This is a genomic window from Desulfobulbaceae bacterium (assembly GCA_015231515.1).
Classification (GTDB): domain Bacteria; phylum Desulfobacterota; class Desulfobulbia; order Desulfobulbales; family VMSU01; genus JADGBM01.
Map to the genome: position 1 here is coordinate 1 of JADGBM010000066.1, position 17,313 is coordinate 17,313.

Sequence of the window (17,313 nt, forward strand, 5' to 3'; positions counted from 1 at the left end):
AATTCATGCATACTGCCTACTTGACAACCATTACCACTTACTTCTGGAAACTCCATCGGGAAATCTGTCGCAAATCATGCGCCATATAAACGGTGCCTACACCACCTATTTCAATGTCAAACGCAAAAGATCCGGGCACCTTTTTCAGGGCCGCTATAAAGCGATTCTTGTTGATGCTGACGAGTACGTAAAAGAACTTTCACGTTACATTCATCTGAATCCGGTCAGGGCCAAGATGGTTGAAGCACCGGATGATTATGTCTGGTCAAGCTATCAGTATTATATTGGCCGCAAAAAGCCTCCTGAGTGGCTGACCAGAGATTTAATTCTTGGATATTTCAATGAAAAGGTTTCAACCGCGCAGCATGGATACCATGAGTTTGTATCCGAACTTGTTAACAAGAAATATGACAGTCCATTAAATGATACGATAAGTTCAACCTTGTTGGGAAGTCCCGATTTTATAGCCAGTATCAAGGAGAAAGATCTGGCGGGTAAAAACCCCGACAAGGAAATACCTGCCCTACACGAGCTCCACGAAAAAATATCCATTCAACAGATTTCTGCTCTCGTGGACACCGTTTTGGGAGACGAGCCACCATTGTCAAGAAATGTAAAACTGTATCTCAGCAGCAAATATACGGGCGAGAGATTAAAAAATATCGGCGAGCATTTTGGTATAGGCGAATCCGGCGTTTCCCAAGCCACCAGCCGAATGTCCAGGAAAATGGCTGACAATAAGAAGTTGAAGGGAATGGTCAATAAAATTGAGAAAGAGCTTAATATGTCATGAATGAAGACCTGACCCCTTAATTGACCCCTTAATTCGTGGAGATGTGACACTGCTATGACAAATACTGTGATATTCCTGTGACACAGGGATTTTCTCTTTTGGCATTAAAAAAAAAAATCTTCAAGACCTCTTTTTTTGCTGACTGATTATCCTGTTGGCGACCATCAAAACACAAGAAACTGACAATGACACAACATGATTTGACTGCGGCAATCATGCCGGACAGAACACTTCTGCTTGAATGGCTGCCAGCTGCCGGAAAGCTCAATAAACTCAGTGAATTGTTGCAGAATGAACTATTTGAGCAGTATGCTGCCGACCCGGACAGCTGGCTCTTTTTCGTTGGTTTTTGCAATAAGAATATTGTGCTATCTCCATCTTTGAGTTTTTGGCGAAGATTCTCTGGTCTTTTCATTCGTCAACTTAGTTTGACTCCCGATATAGAAGAGTTGCGCGGTGAGATTGACATCCCTCTTGCTCAGGAAGAACTTGTCCAACTCCATGAGCAGATGCCGTTGATGGTCGGCAGTGAATATCTCAATGAGGAGGCGCTTTTTACCTTATGGGAGGGGATTCATGACATTTTTTCTCAAAAAATTACGACCTACGCAGGCTCGGTTGCCGAGTTTGTAAAAGAGTATCGCCCCGACCTGCACCTGCTTGGCCGGATCTATTTTCACTTGGTTGAAAATAAAAAGAGTGACTCCCCCTTTGCCTTTCTCGCCACCTATTCAACCCGGCTCAACGCTGAGGGCGAGTCAAGGCATCTTCCGTTAAAGTACGCTTTGGAAGAGTACGACGGTAACAATGAAAAACTTTTGGAGCTTCTTATTACGGTAGATGCTGCCGCTGAGCAGAGTAAGCTGGTGGCGGATCTGCGGGATACTGGTGAGTTGTTTCATCCATTGGCCTGGTCTGTTAAAGAAGCGGCTACCTTTTTTCGGGAGATTCCGCTTTATGAAGAGTCTGGTATTCTCTGCCGGATTCCTAACTGGTGGAAGGGGAAAGCTGCCAAGATAGGTCTGACAATCAGCATTGGAGAGAAAACACCATCGACGGTCGGACTGAAGGCCTTGCTTGATTTCAAGCCTCGACTCATGGTTGGAGATACTGAGATATCAGAGGCTGAGGCCCGCCGCCTGCTCATGGAAGCCGAAGGCCTGGCATTTATAAAAAACAAGTGGGTCGCAGTTGATCCCGAGAAATTGCGACAGACTCTGGAGGCCTATGAAAAAGCCAGAAAACTCAACGGTGATGAGGGGATTAGCCTTCTGGATGCCATGCGTCTCTCCATTAACCCACAGAAAGTTATCGGTACCGAAGATGGCGAGGTGCTTAGCGGAGTGTCGCATGGCGAATGGCTCCAATCGGTTTTTGAAAAGTTACATCATCCTGCAGCAAGCACTGCTGTCAAAACGGCCAAAACATTTAAAGCCAAACTTAGAGGGTATCAGCACGATGGTTTGAATTGGCTGTTTTGCCTGCATAGTTTGAAGCTAGGCGCCTGTCTGGCGGATGATATGGGACTGGGCAAGACTGTGCAGGTACTTGCTTTTCTTAATGTCCTGAAAGCGGAGCAAAGACGAGACGGGGTGACTGGAGCATCGTTATTGATAATCCCGGCATCACTTTTTTCAAACTGGATTAATGAGATAGACTCATTTTTCCCGAGCCTTACCTATGTTGCCGCCCATCCGGATCTTCATAAGCCGGGTACAGTTCCGGAACTGAACGCCGCGAAACTTGATGCACTGGATCTGGTGATAACGACCTACGCATTAGCGCAGAGATATACATGGATTCAGGACTATTTCTGGAACTATATTATTCTCGATGAAGCGCAGGCTATCAAGAATCCGGGTACCAAGCAGACTGTAGCGATTAAAAAATTGAAATCTGCCAATAGGATTGTCATGACCGGTACTCCGGTTGAAAACAGGTTGTCTGACCTCTGGAGTCTGTTTGACTTTTTAAATCCGGGGTTACTTGGCAATGCCAAAGAGTTTGGTCATTTCAGTAAAGGTCTTGCCAAAAATCCGAATGGCTATGCTGGCCTGCGGAAAGTTGTCAGCCCCTTCATTCTTCGGCGCTTAAAGTCTGACAAGTCGATTATTTCTGATCTGCCGGACAAGGTGGAGGTGAAGACCTGGGCCTCCATGAGTAAAAAGCAGGCCGTGCTTTACGGTGAAGTAATTGAAGGAATTCATGAGGCGATTGACAATTCGGAGGGCATTCAAAGAAAGGGCCTTATTTTATCGGCTCTGATGAAGTTTAAACAGCTATGCAATCATCCGTCCCAGTATTTGGGCCTTAGTGCCTTTGATGAAAAGGAGAGCGGCAAATTTCAACGGTTGCGCGAGATATGTGAAACGATCTACGAAAAAAGAGAGAAAGTTCTGGTCTTCACCCAGTTTAAAGAGATGACGGGACCACTAGCTCAGTTTTTGGCCACTATCTTTCAAAGGGACGGTTTGATACTGCATGGCAGCGTTCCTGTGGGAAAAAGAAAAGAACTTGTTTCGAGATTCCAGAGTCATGAATATGTGCCTTTTTTCATTTTATCACTGAAGGCTGGTGGCGTTGGCCTTAACCTGACGGCGGCCAACCATGTGATTCACTTTGATCGATGGTGGAACCCGGCGGTGGAGAATCAGGCAACGGACAGGGCTTTTCGTATTGGTCAGAAAAAAAATGTCATGGTTCATAAGTTCTTAACTCAGGGTACAATAGAAGAGAAGATTGATGAGATGTTGACCCAGAAGGCAAAGTTATCTAATGATATCATTGCTGCATCCGGAGAAAATTGGATAACTGAGATGAGCAACGAGGAGTTATATGAAATGTTTACGCTGCGACTCTAAACTGAAGCAGTGACAGCACAAGCATATAAATAGCAAAAAGGAAGATTGTTTATGAGATGGGAATATCCAAAATATGTTTCAGTTGCAGAAAAAAAAGATAAAGCTGCTAAAAAATTAAAGCAGCTTCAGAAAAAAGATCCTGCAATTAATCCGGTTGTGATTACAGGCAATAGCTTGGCCCAAACCTGGTGGGGCAAGTCATGGAACAAAAACCTTGAACGCTACGCCGACTATAGTAATCGTATTGGCAGGGGCCGGAGTTATGTGAGGCATGGGGCCGTGCTTGACCTGAAGATAGAGGCAGGCCTGGTGCTGGCCCTTGTTCAGGGCTCGGGGGCAAAACCGTATGAGGTGGTGATAAAAATTGCGGCCATTAGTGCGGCTAACTGGACAGCGATAAAAAGGGGGTCTGCTGGGAAATTGCAATCATTGCAGGATCTTCTGGCCGGGAAGTTTCCTGTCGGTCTGAGCGATATTTTTTTCTCAAAGGATAAAGGGTTGTTTCCTAGTCCGAGGGAGATCAGCCTTGATTGCAGCTGCCCCGATTGGGCCACCATGTGTAAGCATGTTGCTGCGGCTCTATACGGTGTCGGCGCCAGATTTGATGAAGATCCTTCCCTGTTTTTTAAATTACGCCAGGCAGATACGGGCGATCTTATTGCTCAGGCGGTAAAGGAGAAAACAGGAAAACTACTGGCGAAAACAAACAAGAAGAGCGCCAAGATTATCGTGGATGCCGACCTCTCAGATATTTTTGGCATAGATATGGACAGTAAACCTGATTTTTCCAGGAAGATAAAAGAAGGGCCAGAGAAAGATCGGAAGAAGGCTGTTGCCACTAAAGCATCTGCTAAAAAGGCCGTTCAGCCTGTTAATCCACCAGTTATGGAGCTGAGTAAGGCCCCAGCGCCCTCAGATGCCACCGGGTTCGTTGCTGAAATAATTGTAGGCAGCAGAAGAAAAGGTGTCACTATTGAGATGTTGGTCGAGAAAACGGGCTATTCAAAAAGTAAGCTGTATGGCATTGTGCATAGGTTAAAACAGCAAGGGGAAATTGAAAACAGATCCCGAGGGGTGTATGTGAAAATCTGACTTAACGAAGACCGAATAAAAACCCAATGCCCGGGGTCTTGAAGTGTGATATCTTTTGGCGGTTTTGAGGGCTGGCAAAGATGAGGAGGGAAGGGCAGATATTCCTAAGACTTTGAAAGTTGTTGGGGTTTTTTGTAGTGTATTATCTTTTAAAGAGCCGAGTGAAGAGCCCACTGGGCGACACCGAAGCCATCCTCAGCACAGTGTTACTCTGTTTCTTCCTGCATTTTTTGCTTCATACAGGGCGTCGTCGGCCCGCTTCATCAACTGATCGGGCGAATTTCCCGCGGCTAGCTCGGCAATCCCCAGGCTGATGGTCACCTTGATCGAGGCCTCCTTGCAGGGGATAACCAGATCGGCAATATGATCACGAAACCGCTCCGCTTGGCTTAGGGCATCGTCGGCCGATGTCTCTGGCAATATCAAGCAGAACTCCTCGCCACCATAACGGACAAAATAGTCCGTGCTTCTCGCAAGCTTGGAAATTTCGTGGGCAATAGCTTTCAGAACTTGGTCGCCACACTGGTGGCCGTAGTTGTCATTTACTTTTTTAAAGAAGTCGATATCGAGCATGATCAGGCTCAGTTGCCGACCATATCGGTGGTGCCGCTCGCACTCGTCCTTCAAATGTGCTTCCAGGTAACGTCGATTATAAATACCGGTTAAGGCATCTTTGGTGTTCAACTCAATTAAACGGTTCTCAGAGGCGGCAAGTTCTGTGACATCCTGGACGATCAGGAAGAGACTGTTTATCACGTTGTCTTGATCCCGGAGTGGACCCATGGTGCAACTCTGTTGCATGAAATCGAAGCTGTTGCCATATGAAGCATCGGGCTTAAAAGGAAAAAGATATTTGTGGAGTTTTTGGGAAAAAAACGAAAAACTGCCAAAGGAGAAGACAGCCTTACAATTCTTGGAGAAACGGGGATTGTCCAGGTTTGGAAAGGAGTCAATGATTGGAGTGCCGATTATTTTCTCAGCCGGTATCTGGCTGTGTAACTCCATCCAACGATTCCAAAACTGGACACGTAATTCAAGATCGAGGGTCACAACTCCAATATTAACAGTTTCAAATATTTGGATCAGCGACTCACTCATACTTTTCCATAAATGTTACCAATGAATTTTTCAGCCAGTTGATGGAATCTTGTTTTGTGACTAAAAAAAGAAATCCGCTAACATCACGTTCATTAAAATTAAACACTGTCTTGAGGACAATAGCCGATGAATGAAGGTCAAAGATCTCGGCGGGGATAGATTTAATGGCGAAATTCTCAATCGCAACCCGTGGCGGTGAGTAGGTGACCCTATCATCAAGTAGTTCAGCTACTTTGCCGACACAGGCCCCAATCAGAATATTCCCAACCTCCATCAAGGTCTCTTTTTCCATACCATCGAAGGATGCCGAGTCGAAACCACTCTCACCGACACCTTCACCCATGATCGAAACCAGTTCCTTACCAGCCCCAGAGGGAAAGATCAAGTAGGCGCTGCCTTTGAAATCGCCCCAGAAGTGTTGCTCAACCATACTGATCACTTCATGGCCGGCAAGCTCATTATGCAGATATTCTGGCATGTCGATTGCTCGTAATACCTGGATGTAAGGGACATTCAGCACAACATAGATATTTATGATCTCGGCCAGGTCAGCAGCGGCCTGACCAAAAGCAATGTTCATTATCTCCTGCAGAATGTCTTTTTCCTCTTCACTCAACAAAGTAGTAGTCTCTTCCATTGTTATTTCCTCAGCTGTTCTTCGCTTTGGGTCAATGCATCCAGCACACTTTCCGAGGAAGGCGGTTTTTTTAAAACCATTAAAGCGCCCAGGTCCATGACCAGACTGAGTGATTTGATCTGAATATCAGCAGTGGAAACGATGATCAAGGCATTAGGGTCGAACTTCCTGATCTCAGCAATGGCAGTGGGGCCATCCATCACCGGCATGGTAAGATCCATGAAGGTAATATCCGGCCGGATCTCTTTGTATAGTTCAAAACCGGCTAAACCGTCACCGGCCTCGTAAAAATCATAGGTTTGCTCCTTGGGAAAACGACTCTTGAGCATTTTCCTGGAGATAGGCGAATCATCAACGATAAGAATTTTTCTTGTCATGAGTAGTAAACCCTCTTGATTTTATGCAGAATAGATTCCGCAGTCTCATATTGATTAGAAAGAGCGCGACACCTAATGTTATATTTTGATATCTTAACCCCACTCCAAAATCAATATTTTTCTTGAAGAATATGGCCCGGGTACGAACAAGCTGTTAATAAACCTGATATTCGGAATCGCCGCCAAGGATGGCCGGCCTCCTGAACGAACAAACCAAAAAGCTCTCTATGCATTCAATGGAAAGTGGTTAATGGGGGCCAGTTCTCGTTGTTCGTGGAGTCCTGGTTTAAGCATTGATGCACTCAGTAAGTTATTATTGCCGACGTTTTGCAATGAGACTATCATCGAACAGATCGATAGAGGAAAGCAATCTTTTTTTTTGAGGCAATTATGATTACTCTTTTGAAGAGTGGCCTGTTTTGATGCGGGTAATGCGGGTAATGCGGATAAATAGGGGGATAAATAGAGGGCGGCGTTTGCAGAAAATTCTGGTGAAGGAAAAACATTTTTACAACTAGTTATCCCTCAAAATGAGTATCATGGTATGAAAAACCGAGTTTGTATTTAGTTTTAGACATAATGAAAATAGTAAAATATGCTTCAAAATTATCCTGATACTATTGAAAAAATAGCATTTGTCTTTGGCCATTGCGGTTTGCAGAAAGACAGGGGAAACCGTCTTTATTCTATATCTGCTCTAGCAATCGCTCCTGGTTTACCGCCGAAGAAGTTTTCCTCGCTTATTCGATACCCCAAATTAACAAGTCGAGACCGCTATTACTCAAACCTGTCAAAGGAACAGTTGCACAAGGCTCCAGACATAAAACAAGTGGCTGCAGAACTGGCAACATTCCTGGCAGACTCCGATGTGGCGGCTATTATTGATCCGTATGAAAATTTTGAGGATATCAAAGAGATTTGCGCTGGAAAAAGAGTGGTTGATTTAAGTTTTGCCATTGAGTTTTTTCTGCCCTATCTGCATTCCACGGATCCCAAAACTCTATTTGAGTATCTGTTCAAAAAAAATCGCAGTAAATTAAGTTTTGATGCTGAAGAGATCGTTGATCTGGCTGTTGAGCTGGTCAAACATATCTGTTCCACAACTCTCAACGATAGCAATCAACCTTCCGCCAGGGCGCTTCGTTATTATCTGGAGAAGAGTGCCACACTTTTTGGCGGGTTTTTTCTGCGGCTCACCCGCAGTTATTCAGAATATTTTGGTGAACTGTTTTCCCCGGTGAGCAAGGCGGACAGTCCTGACTGGCAGCAGTTCCTGGAAACCTTTGATCCAAAAGATATTAAGAAAAGCAAATTTAAGAAACCGGTGAATATCTCTACTGAGACAATCACTCGGATTTACAAGGATTTGTCAGAGAGTGGCAACGGAATACAGTTTCGGGAAGAACAGGCCCGTTATGGTCGGCATATTACGGAGTCATTGAATGAGGGCTCGGTTTTATGTCTGGAGGCTGGAACCGGAACCGGTAAAACCTTGGGCTATCTGGTCCCGGTACTGGAGTTCTTGAGGCGCAATCCAACAAATCGCGTGGTTATTTCAACATATACCAAGAGTTTACAGGAGCAGATTTTCTATAGAGAGATTCGTTTTGCCAAAGCCCAATTGAAACTATACGAAGAGATTCCGACAGCTTTGCTAAAGGGTAAGGCTGGGTATTTGTGTAGTCAGAAGCTTTTCGATGCCTATGAAGAACTCAGGGGGGGCAATCTTTTGGCCTGGCTGTACATGGTAAATCTTACCTTTCATTTCAGGCGTGCAGATATTGATTCAATTGGCTGGCGGGTCAAAAAAGAGTTGGACTGCGGCGGATTTTTGGGACATACCCTCAAGAATGTTTCAGCTAGAGATGACTGCTCCCCACACCACAGCGCCTGTCCTGCCCAAATTACCACTGGCGAAGCCGCTATGGCCCGTCTGGTCGTTACCAATCATCACAAATTGGCTTTTCTTGATAAAGATCCGATTTTAAATGGTTTATTCCGCAACTATATCATAGACGAAGCAAATCATTTTGAAAGCGCAGTGCGTAACGCCTTTAAGGAAGAGGCTGATACTAGGGAGGCCATTTTGGCCAGGACCTATCTAAGGACATTTTTTGCAAAACTTCTTTTGACCTCCAATAAGAATGTTACAGAGAAAATTCAAAAAGCCATTGACGCAATTGAGACACTCGCCGAATCGATTGCCAAACTGCGAACAGCACTCCAGTCCATTGACCCTCAGCTCGAATGGGGCGAAGAAAAACCCCTTCTTGCCGACCAGCCGCTTATACGCAGCAGCGAGTTCCCGAATATTGTTTCAGCGATCCAAAAGGGGATTTCAGTTGTTGTGGAGATTTTTAATTTTCTTGAAGACAGCGGGGTGTGGAATAGCCTGAATATTGTGATGCGAAGTAAAAAAAAGGCCAAGCGCGAGGTCGCAGTGCTTAGCCAGTTTGGTGGGGCTATCGGTAGGATTGCTGAAAGTTTAAAGGAGAGTAATAGTGCCGCCTCATATCTCCTGCTCAAAAAACATTGTTTACTTTTTGCCGGGCCGGTTGATGTTTCCGACATAGTTCGGACCAGTATCTATAAAGATCGAGATAGCGTCGTGTTTACTTCTGCTACGATGCTCAGCAAGAGCAGCTTTACCAGCTTTAAAAAAATTGTGGGGATCGATCGGCCTTTGCTGATCGATAAGGAGATCTCTGATGAGGTGAAGAAATTTCGGTTTGCGGTCGTACCCTCACCATTTTCGAAGGAACAGATGAAAATTATTGTTCCCGGTAGCGCTGTCAGCGGTGAACACCAGAATAAAAAAGCCTGGCTGGATTCAATTGCTCGCCAATTGCCAGGGTTGATAATCAGCAACAAGGGCAGGACACTAGTGCTTTTTTCCAGCTACTCGGACCTTACAGCGGTTTACGAGCGTGTATTTGATAAACTTAAAGATACCATGTACCCGTTTTGGATTCAGCAGCCAGGCCGTTCAACTGTTGGTCTTTGTGAAAAATTCAGGAGCAGCAAGGAGAGTGTGGTTTTTGGCGTTGATACGTTTTGGTACGGGGTTGATTTTAAGGGCGATACCTTGACTCAGGTAATTATAACCAGAATACCATATCCGTCTCCCGCCGATCCTGTCCAGATTGCCCGGAAAAAATTAGTGCCACCCAAAGAGTATTGGTCACGTTACCGCTATGATACGGATATCAAAATGAAGCAGGGGATAGGCCGGTTGATTCGCTGCCATACTGATAGTGGTACAGTCGTTATTCTGGATTCCAGGTACAAGGATTTTGAGTAATCATACCGTAGACCCTGCCCTTAAATTGTGTTCTAAGCCTTTCCAGAAAAGGGCAGTGAAAACTTATATTTTTGTGCTGAATTTTCACTTGACTTTAACGAACATAACGTTCGATAATCGTCAATGTCCAATGAAAAATAAAGTGGGAAATTTACTCGAATTCAGTACATGATGTTTATAATTTCAAACAGTTCATAAACCTAAAACAGGTATACAGATGCGCATATTAATAGTTGATGATCAAGAGACCATGATTCGTATAATCATTGGGCTGCTTAATGAATTAGGCCACCACGACCTGGTAATCGCCTATGACGGCAAAAAAGCTTATAACATCCTGCATAGCGATAAAATCGATCTGGTCATATCAGATTGGAATATGCCGGTTATGTCAGGTTACGATCTGCTGACTCACATCAGGAACGCTCCGGACATAGCAGATACTCCATTTATTATGGTGACGGGTGAGGTGGAAAAGGAAAATATTCTCGCTGCTATAAAGGCTGGTGTCGATCAGTACATTGTTAAGCCTTTCAGCGGCGCCGACTTAAAAACGAAGATCGAACTGGCGTTGAAAAAAAGAGGTAAGAGTGTGAAGTAAAACGGCGCCTTCTCTTAACTATTGTAAACCATGAGATAGTTGTCTTCCACGTGGAGTCTGAAACGACTCAGTACAGCGTTACGGAGCAAGAGGGCATCAATTTCTTCCGGTTGGTTCTTGAGATGAGCGACAGTAACGTCTGTGTTCTGACAGGCGGCTTCTGCATATCTTGAGTCAATAAACTTCTCCAGATCGACCAGTTGCCCTATTCCCATCGTATCATGCATATATCTTTGCATAGTTTCAAAATCCTGGATAATTGGGAAAAGATCATGGGTGGTAATGCCCTGAGGGGTCGTTAGAACCTTAGTTAAGACGGGAGTGGCAAATCCCAGTTGCCCTTCTGGATCGAGAAAATTTACCGCAATCTGTGCAGACTCCTCAGGGAATTTGGCAATGTAGTTTCCTGACTCGACCAGCATTTGGGTAAATTCATAGACCGCGTCAGTGTGTTTTGTCGAAAAATCGTCGCGGACGGCAACCACACAACAGGGATGATTATCCCAAAGTTCACCGGACAAAAACTGCATTTTGGTTATTCCTGCCGCAACTGATTTGCTGCCAATCGGTTCTGCAACCATAAAGCCCCCCACATCCGGACTGGCGCTGAGAAATTTTGGCATGTTAACCGGAGCAACGACCTCAAGGTTAACATCAACATCACCGCCTTTCTCAAGACTTGCTTTAAGGCCTATTTTTTCAAAAAACATATGGGCAAGCATGTGGTGGACGGACATTTTATGTGGGACCAGAAACGATTTATTCCTGAAATAATTGGCAAAGGGCGGGGCGTAGCTGCCCGTGATGTTGCGGACAAAACTGCTGCCGTTTTTATGCGCTAAAAGGGTCAGCTTTAGCGGGATCCCATGATAAAAAAGATCCTGGGCAATTGGGGCGAGAACAAAAGCCGCGTCAACGCTGCCCTTTTCAAGGGCCTGTTCTACAGGGTTCCACCCATTGAGGCATTGGGTTTCGAGCTCAAAATGTTTCGGTGTAAACTCGCCTTTGTCAATTTTATCTTTTAAAACACCCAAAATGAGGTGGTCCGTAATCTGAATATGGGCGACCCGGAGCTTTACCTTACCCGAACTGCCAATAACTGGGCCAACCGGACTTTTCGGGATTTCTGCCCCTTCGGGGTTAAACAGTTCATCAACCTTTGCTTTAAAGTCATCTGCGGTAAATGGTTTTGGGATAAAGGCACTTACCCCAGCTTGCTGTGCTTTGTTGGCCTGGGACCGATCAGCTTGAGCTGTGGCCATAATAAATGGCACATCCTTATATTTTTTATAAGCCCTCACCCAAACCAGTAAATCATAGCCACCTTTATTGGGCATGTTCCAGTCGCTGACAATAAGATCAATGTCATCAATGTCTTGAAGCAGATCTATGGCGATTGCGCCATCTTCAGCCTCAATAATAGTTTCAAAACCAAGCTCCTTAAAGATCTTTATCTCGATCTTTCTCATTGTAGCTTGGTCTTCGACGAGTAAAATTTTCATCTGCTTTGGGTTATAGTCCGACATCTTCGTCCTTTCTCTCTTTCTATTTACGTAATGCTTTGTTGCTTAAAGATTTGCTATGGTATCAAGCAGTTTCTTCCCCACCTGGGCAAGGATTACTGAGCTGTCATTGACGTTAACCACCGCTTTTTTGATATCAGTTATGTTAGCATTAACATTGCTCACGCCTTTAGCAATCTGAGTTGTGGCTGTTGCCGCCTGGACAACATTGGAAGCAACCTCTTTGGCCTGCTGAGCAGCTTCACTGATATTACCTGAAATATTGTGGCTGGAAATACTTTGCTCTTGTACTGCAGCTGCAATGGTTTCAACAATTGTAGTCATATTGTTTGTCACATCACCTATCTTCTTTATTTCACCGATAGTACTTTGCGTTGAACTGCTCATTGCTTCAATTTTACGTTTTATGTCCTGGGTTGCATCATTGGTCTGTGCGGCTAGATCTTTGACCTCTCCAGCAACAACTGCAAAGCCTTTGCCGGACTCTCCAGCCCTGGCCGCTTCAATTGTGGCATTTAAAGCCAGTAATTTTGTTTGCTCTGCAATCTCGACAATGGTTTCCACAACAGAGGTGATCTCTTCAGAGGCCCTGCCAAGAACGTCGATTTTTTCAAAGGCATTTGTGACACATGATTTAACTTCTAAGGTAATTGTTCTGGCCTTCTCGGAATTTTTAGTTATCTCTTCGATGGTGCTGGTCATTTCATCTGTTGCAGAGGTGATTGAATCAATGTTTTTCTGTGAACTTTCGGCTGCCTCAGACACAGAGGCCATATTAACACTCATCTCTTCAGCCGCTGCTGCTACGGTATTAGACTCTTCAACAATACTCTGGGATTTCTCCGCCAGGTCAGCCGCCATTCTCGAGAGGTCGCTGACTGCCTCATGAAGACTGTCCGCATTGGCCTTGACCCCGCGCTTCAACTCTTGTTGAACTTCGATTATCGTCGCATCTCTTTTTTGAGACTCTTCAAGCTTCACCGCCATATCTCGCAAGTTGTCAGCCAGAAGACCTATCTCATCTGCACCCTTTACCTCAAGCGTTGCAGAGTAATTGCCCGAACCAATTTTACTCGCAAAATCTGCACAGCCCAGAACAGGTCGAGAAATTTTACCGGCCATCAGCCACATCAGATAGCCCGCGATAAGCAAAACCAGACAAAGGACGCCGAAAACGGTGAGCAGCATTTCGCTGATTTGTTGGTTAACGATTTTAGTTTTTTCTGCCACCATGGCTTCAATATCATCAATGTATACACCTGTTCCGATAACCCAGTTTAAGGGCTTATAGAGCTTTACGTAGGAGAGTTTCGGCTGTTGCTCGGTAACACTGTTAGCCGTGGGTTTCGGCCAAAGATAATCCACAAATCCTGCACCGAATTGTTCGCAGGCTGAGGCCATAGCCACAAAGAGGTTCTCATTTTTGCCCAGAGCACAGTTGTATTTGCTGTCGTCCAAAACTTTACCGTTCAAAGTTGGAGCAATCGGGTGCATGATCATTGTCGGGAACGGTTTACCCATATCATTAATCCAAAAATAGCCGGTACCATTATCATAACGAATCAGGCCGACCAGTTCTTTTGCCATGTCTACTTTGCCTTCCTTATGCTTTGCTTCAACAATCCGATAGGCTATATCGACATAATTTTTTAAGTTCACTTTAGTCGACTCTATCTGTTGAGCCCTGAAGATCTCGATCTCCTTAGCACCATAAATCTTCATTTTTAAGGCGATAAGCAGAGAAAGCAAAATCATTGAGACCACAAGCACCCCAATACTTCCAGTAACGATCTTTTGACGAATTTGTAATCCTGCAAACATGAATAGCCTCTCTTTCCCCATCGGAGCAGATACACTCCTGTTTTTAATTGTCTGCCTCGTAAAACGGCAATATGATTTATGGTAGAATTTCTACTCGTATCTCTATAGAAAAAAACCAGGCGTAGGCTTTTAACACAACGTATCAGTATTAAAGGATAGGCAGGATTCTAGGCAAAAATCAAGAGATAGTTTGCTGAATAAAGATTAAAAATTTGACTTTCTAAGAAAGAAAATGAGATATTTGATAGGGATAGGTACATACGATTTGTTTCAACACATGATAATTAATTGATAGGCTTGGATACAGTTCCAGACCATTTCAGTTTTTTTTGGCAACACATACACCAGGCTTTGGAGAATTTATATGAAAGTAGACATTGGTCCTGTTACCAGGTTGGAAGGCCATCTAAACGTTCACACAACTGTAGAAAATAATGTCATAACCGATGCTAAATGTGCGGGTGAGATGTTTCGTGGTTTCGAAATTTTCTTAAAAGGTCGAAATCCCCTTGATTCTCAACAGATCACCCAGCGCATATGTGGTGTTTGTCCATATGCCCATGCGATTGCCTCGTCATACGCCCAGGAGAATGCCTATAACCTGATTGTGCCCGCTAATGGCCGGATAATGCATAACTGTATTCAGGGCGCCAACCATCTCTATGACTATCTCTTGCAGTTCTACCAACTCTCTGCCCTAGACTTTGTAGATGTGACGGCGATTCTTAAATACAAGGGCGCTGACCCTGATCTGCTGACTGTCAAAAATTGGGTGTCGGCTGAACTTGCATCTAAAAAACCATTTCCGGCGGCACCTTTTCTGCCGAGGCTTTCCGGACAGTATATTGAAGATGCGGAGATTAACATCGGTGCATTAAAACATTATCTTGAGGCCATGGAGATCCAAAAGAAGGCCAACAGGGCCTCTGCTATATTTGGCGGTAAATTTCCTCACGCCACTGCAATTTTCCCCGGCGGCTGTACGCAGGATTCCACCATTGACAAAATAGCCTCCTATCAGTCGCTGATTCTCGAGGTCAAAAATTTCATTCATCAGAAATATATTCCTGATCTTTTGGCTGTTGCCCAGGCGTTTCCTGACTATTGGAATATCGGCAAAAGTAAAGGCGGCTTTATGTCGTATGGACTTCTGCCCCTTGGTCCTGAACTCAATAGCCGCAGGCTTTTTGCCCCAGGCATCCTCTTAAACGGGGAGGTTAAAGATGTTGATTTTGAGGCGATAACCGAGGATGTCAAATACTCAAAATATTCATCGGCATCAGGATTGCGGGTTAAAGAGGGCCATCTGGAGCCTGATCCCGACAAGTCCCAAGCCTATTCATGGGTCAAGGCGCCTCGCTACAGTGGTTCCATGGTAGAAGTCGGTCCAGCAGCCCGGGTGCTGGTTGATTATCATCGTGGGAATAACAAACAACTTGAAAGCCTTGTCGACAGCTTTGCCGCAACTGCAGGGATTACGGCCAGCCAGCTGAACTCTGTGCTTGGCCGTCATTTATGTCGCGCCATATCGGCTGTGGTAATTGCCGATTTTCTTATTGAGGAGACTGAACGTTTTGAACATGGTGCGCCGTCTATGGCTGACTATGAACTTCCAGATAGTGGAGAAGGGTTTGGTGCTACAGAGGCATCCCGAGGGGCACTTTTGCACTACATTAAGGTCGAAGACAAAAAAATTGCCAAATACGAGTGTGTTGTGCCCACAACCTGGAACTGCTCACCACGGGATGATAATGGTAACCCTGGGGCGCTTGAATCAGCACTGATTGGCACCAAAGTTGAAACACCTGGGGAGCAAATAGAAGCTAACAGGATTATTCACTCTTTCGATCCCTGTCTAGCCTGTGCTGTTCACTGATGCCGAACATTGTCAATACTAACAAAAATTATGGACAAGGGAGCAACCAATGATAGATAGACGGCAATTAATGAAAATGGCCGCAACTATGAGTGCCGCTTTCGGGCTTTCTAATCTTCCTGAACCTGTTTTAGCAGCTCTAAAGAAGATAACCCCCGATCGGGTACCCAAGCTTGTATATCTCCAGGGTCAATCCTGTACCGGTTGTTCTATTTCGCTGCTACAGGCAGCTTCACCGTCACCGCTGACCCTGATTACAGATTATTCTAAACTTGCATTTCACACCGACCTCTCTGCAACATCTGGAAAGCAGGCCCTCGATCTCATCGACCAGTACATAAGTGGTCAAGCGGGTGAATATTTTCTGGCCGTGGAAGGGGCTGTGCCCTATGACATGCCTGATGCCTGTGTTATTGGCGATAAACCCTTTGCCGATTATATCGAAAAAGCCGCTTCGACCATGGCTGGAGCTATTGCCATAGGTACCTGTGCTACCTATGGCGGAATCCCAGCTGCCGAAGGCAACCCCACCGGGGCGATTGGGCTGAGGGAGTTTTACAAAAGGCTGAACAAGGAGGTTCTGCTCATTGATATTCCGGGCTGTTCTGTGCATCCGGACTGGGTATGGCAGACAATTATTCATCTGGTCAAAGTTGGCCTGCCGGAGCTTAAAGACGGGAAGCCATCTTTATTTTTTAGTCGAACAGTCCATGAAACCTGTCCTCGATACCATGATTTTCAGGAGGAGATTTTTGCCCAAAAATTTGGCGACAAAGGCTGTCTATTTAAACTCGGTTGTCTTGGCCCTAACACCTTGGCCGATTGCTCAACCAGATGGTGGAACGACAGCCAGACTTGGTGCATAGATGCCAATGCGCCGTGCATCGGTTGTGCTTCGCCGCTTTTTGCAAGGAATAAAAACTTGCCTTTCTACCGAAAATAGATGCCTCAAAGTTATACTCTTAATTAACCTGATAAGGGGTCAGTTCCATGAGCAAAAAGAGTTTTGCAAATCTACCATTCAATTTAAAGATACTGTTTTCCATACTTTCTGTTCTTGTCTGTTCTTTGGCAGTCGGAGGACATTTGATGAACAATTTTGTAGAAAACCAGATGACCGCCACCTATCTTGATTCCGTTGACACCTTGTCGAGGTCTCTACAGGAAGGAGTTAAAGGTTCTTTAGAAAGAGGCCAGATGAAAACTTTCAAAAAACTGCTGGCTTCGCAGCTGCAAGTTAAGGGAGTTCTTGATGTTTCCCTCTATAGTAAAGAGGGTAAAATCAATCTCTCGTCATCTGAGATTGGTGCCGTTCCGGCCCTTTTGCCTGCTG

General features: G+C 45.0%; 13 protein-coding genes. 8 read left to right on the forward strand and 5 right to left on the reverse strand.

Annotation, left to right across the window (positions count from 1 at the left end):
• From HQK80_10640 to HQK80_10650, 3 genes are all read left to right on the forward strand, one after another.
• Positions 1-793, forward strand: a 793-nt coding sequence (locus tag HQK80_10640; protein ID MBF0222664.1) for a transposase, incomplete at its 5' end; no start/stop codon positions are given.
• Between the two features lie 185 nt (positions 794-978).
• Complete coding sequence (locus HQK80_10645; GenBank protein ID MBF0222665.1) at positions 979-3,654, forward strand: DEAD/DEAH box helicase; 2,676 nt, start codon at positions 979-981, stop codon at positions 3,652-3,654.
• Between the two features lie 51 nt (positions 3,655-3,705).
• Positions 3,706-4,746, forward strand: a complete 1,041-nt coding sequence (locus tag HQK80_10650; protein MBF0222666.1) for a hypothetical protein — start codon at positions 3,706-3,708, stop codon at positions 4,744-4,746.
• Positions 4,747-4,941: 195 nt separating this feature from the next.
• Here the strand turns inward: HQK80_10650 and HQK80_10655 are convergent, their stop codons facing one another.
• The 3 genes from HQK80_10655 to HQK80_10665 are packed head-to-tail and all read right to left on the reverse strand — an operon-like array spanning position 4,942 to position 6,858.
• On the reverse strand, positions 4,942-5,844 hold the full coding sequence (locus HQK80_10655; protein MBF0222667.1) for a diguanylate cyclase: 903 nt from the start codon (positions 5,842-5,844) through the stop codon (positions 4,942-4,944).
• On the reverse strand, positions 5,837-6,481 hold the full coding sequence (locus HQK80_10660) for a chemotaxis protein CheC (protein MBF0222668.1): 645 nt from the start codon (positions 6,479-6,481) through the stop codon (positions 5,837-5,839). Before HQK80_10660 ends, HQK80_10655 begins: the two co-directional genes overlap by 8 nt.
• Positions 6,482-6,483: 2 nt before the next feature.
• Positions 6,484-6,858, reverse strand: a complete 375-nt coding sequence (locus HQK80_10665; protein MBF0222669.1) for a response regulator — start codon at positions 6,856-6,858, stop codon at positions 6,484-6,486.
• Between the two features lie 595 nt (positions 6,859-7,453).
• Here HQK80_10665 and HQK80_10670 point away from each other — a divergent pair.
• Together HQK80_10670 and HQK80_10675 are read left to right on the forward strand one after the other, a co-directional pair.
• Positions 7,454-10,159, forward strand: a complete 2,706-nt coding sequence (locus HQK80_10670; GenBank protein ID MBF0222670.1) for an ATP-dependent DNA helicase — start codon at positions 7,454-7,456, stop codon at positions 10,157-10,159.
• Between the two features lie 217 nt (positions 10,160-10,376).
• Positions 10,377-10,760: a response regulator gene (locus tag HQK80_10675; protein MBF0222671.1), complete on the forward strand. Its 384-nt coding sequence runs from the start codon at positions 10,377-10,379 to the stop codon at positions 10,758-10,760.
• Positions 10,761-10,774: 14 nt separating this feature from the next.
• On the opposite strand, the gene HQK80_10680 is transcribed toward HQK80_10675, so the two are convergent.
• A complete protein-coding gene (locus HQK80_10680) occupies positions 10,775-12,286 on the reverse strand; it encodes an ABC transporter substrate-binding protein (GenBank protein MBF0222672.1) in 1,512 nt (503 codons plus the stop codon).
• 42 nt (positions 12,287-12,328) lie between these two features.
• Complete coding sequence (locus tag HQK80_10685) at positions 12,329-14,104, reverse strand: cache domain-containing protein (protein MBF0222673.1); 1,776 nt, start codon at positions 14,102-14,104, stop codon at positions 12,329-12,331.
• A gap of 364 nt (positions 14,105-14,468) precedes the next feature.
• On the opposite strand from HQK80_10685, the gene HQK80_10690 reads away from it, so the two are divergent.
• From HQK80_10690 to HQK80_10700, 3 genes are all read left to right on the forward strand, one after another.
• Complete coding sequence (locus HQK80_10690; GenBank protein MBF0222674.1) at positions 14,469-15,980, forward strand: nickel-dependent hydrogenase large subunit; 1,512 nt, start codon at positions 14,469-14,471, stop codon at positions 15,978-15,980.
• Positions 15,981-16,029: 49 nt separating this feature from the next.
• Positions 16,030-16,923 carry a hydrogenase small subunit gene (locus tag HQK80_10695; protein MBF0222675.1) on the forward strand — a complete coding sequence of 298 codons (894 nt, stop codon included), beginning with the start codon at positions 16,030-16,032 and terminating at the stop codon, positions 16,921-16,923.
• A gap of 47 nt (positions 16,924-16,970) precedes the next feature.
• The coding region (locus HQK80_10700) for a methyl-accepting chemotaxis protein (protein MBF0222676.1) at positions 16,971-17,313 on the forward strand (343 nt) is incomplete at its 3' end.

What these genes read in the sequence shown, in the direction of transcription:
- HQK80_10645 (MBF0222665.1), top strand. Translation starts at nt 979, where the DNA reads ATGACACAACATGATTTGACTGCGGCAATCATGCCGGACAGAACACTT.
- HQK80_10650 (MBF0222666.1), top strand. Translation starts at nt 3,706, where the DNA reads ATGAGATGGGAATATCCAAAATATGTTTCAGTTGCAGAAAAAAAAGAT.
- HQK80_10655 (MBF0222667.1), bottom strand. Translation starts at nt 5,844, where the DNA reads ATGAGTGAGTCGCTGATCCAAATATTTGAAACTGTTAATATTGGAGTT.
- HQK80_10660 (MBF0222668.1), bottom strand. Translation starts at nt 6,481, where the DNA reads ATGGAAGAGACTACTACTTTGTTGAGTGAAGAGGAAAAAGACATTCTG.
- HQK80_10665 (MBF0222669.1), bottom strand. Translation starts at nt 6,858, where the DNA reads ATGACAAGAAAAATTCTTATCGTTGATGATTCGCCTATCTCCAGGAAA.
- HQK80_10670 (MBF0222670.1), top strand. Translation starts at nt 7,454, where the DNA reads ATGCTTCAAAATTATCCTGATACTATTGAAAAAATAGCATTTGTCTTT.
- HQK80_10675 (MBF0222671.1), top strand. Translation starts at nt 10,377, where the DNA reads ATGCGCATATTAATAGTTGATGATCAAGAGACCATGATTCGTATAATC.
- HQK80_10680 (MBF0222672.1), bottom strand. Translation starts at nt 12,286, where the DNA reads ATGTCGGACTATAACCCAAAGCAGATGAAAATTTTACTCGTCGAAGAC.
- HQK80_10685 (MBF0222673.1), bottom strand. Translation starts at nt 14,104, where the DNA reads ATGTTTGCAGGATTACAAATTCGTCAAAAGATCGTTACTGGAAGTATT.
- HQK80_10690 (MBF0222674.1), top strand. Translation starts at nt 14,469, where the DNA reads ATGAAAGTAGACATTGGTCCTGTTACCAGGTTGGAAGGCCATCTAAAC.
- HQK80_10695 (MBF0222675.1), top strand. Translation starts at nt 16,030, where the DNA reads ATGATAGATAGACGGCAATTAATGAAAATGGCCGCAACTATGAGTGCC.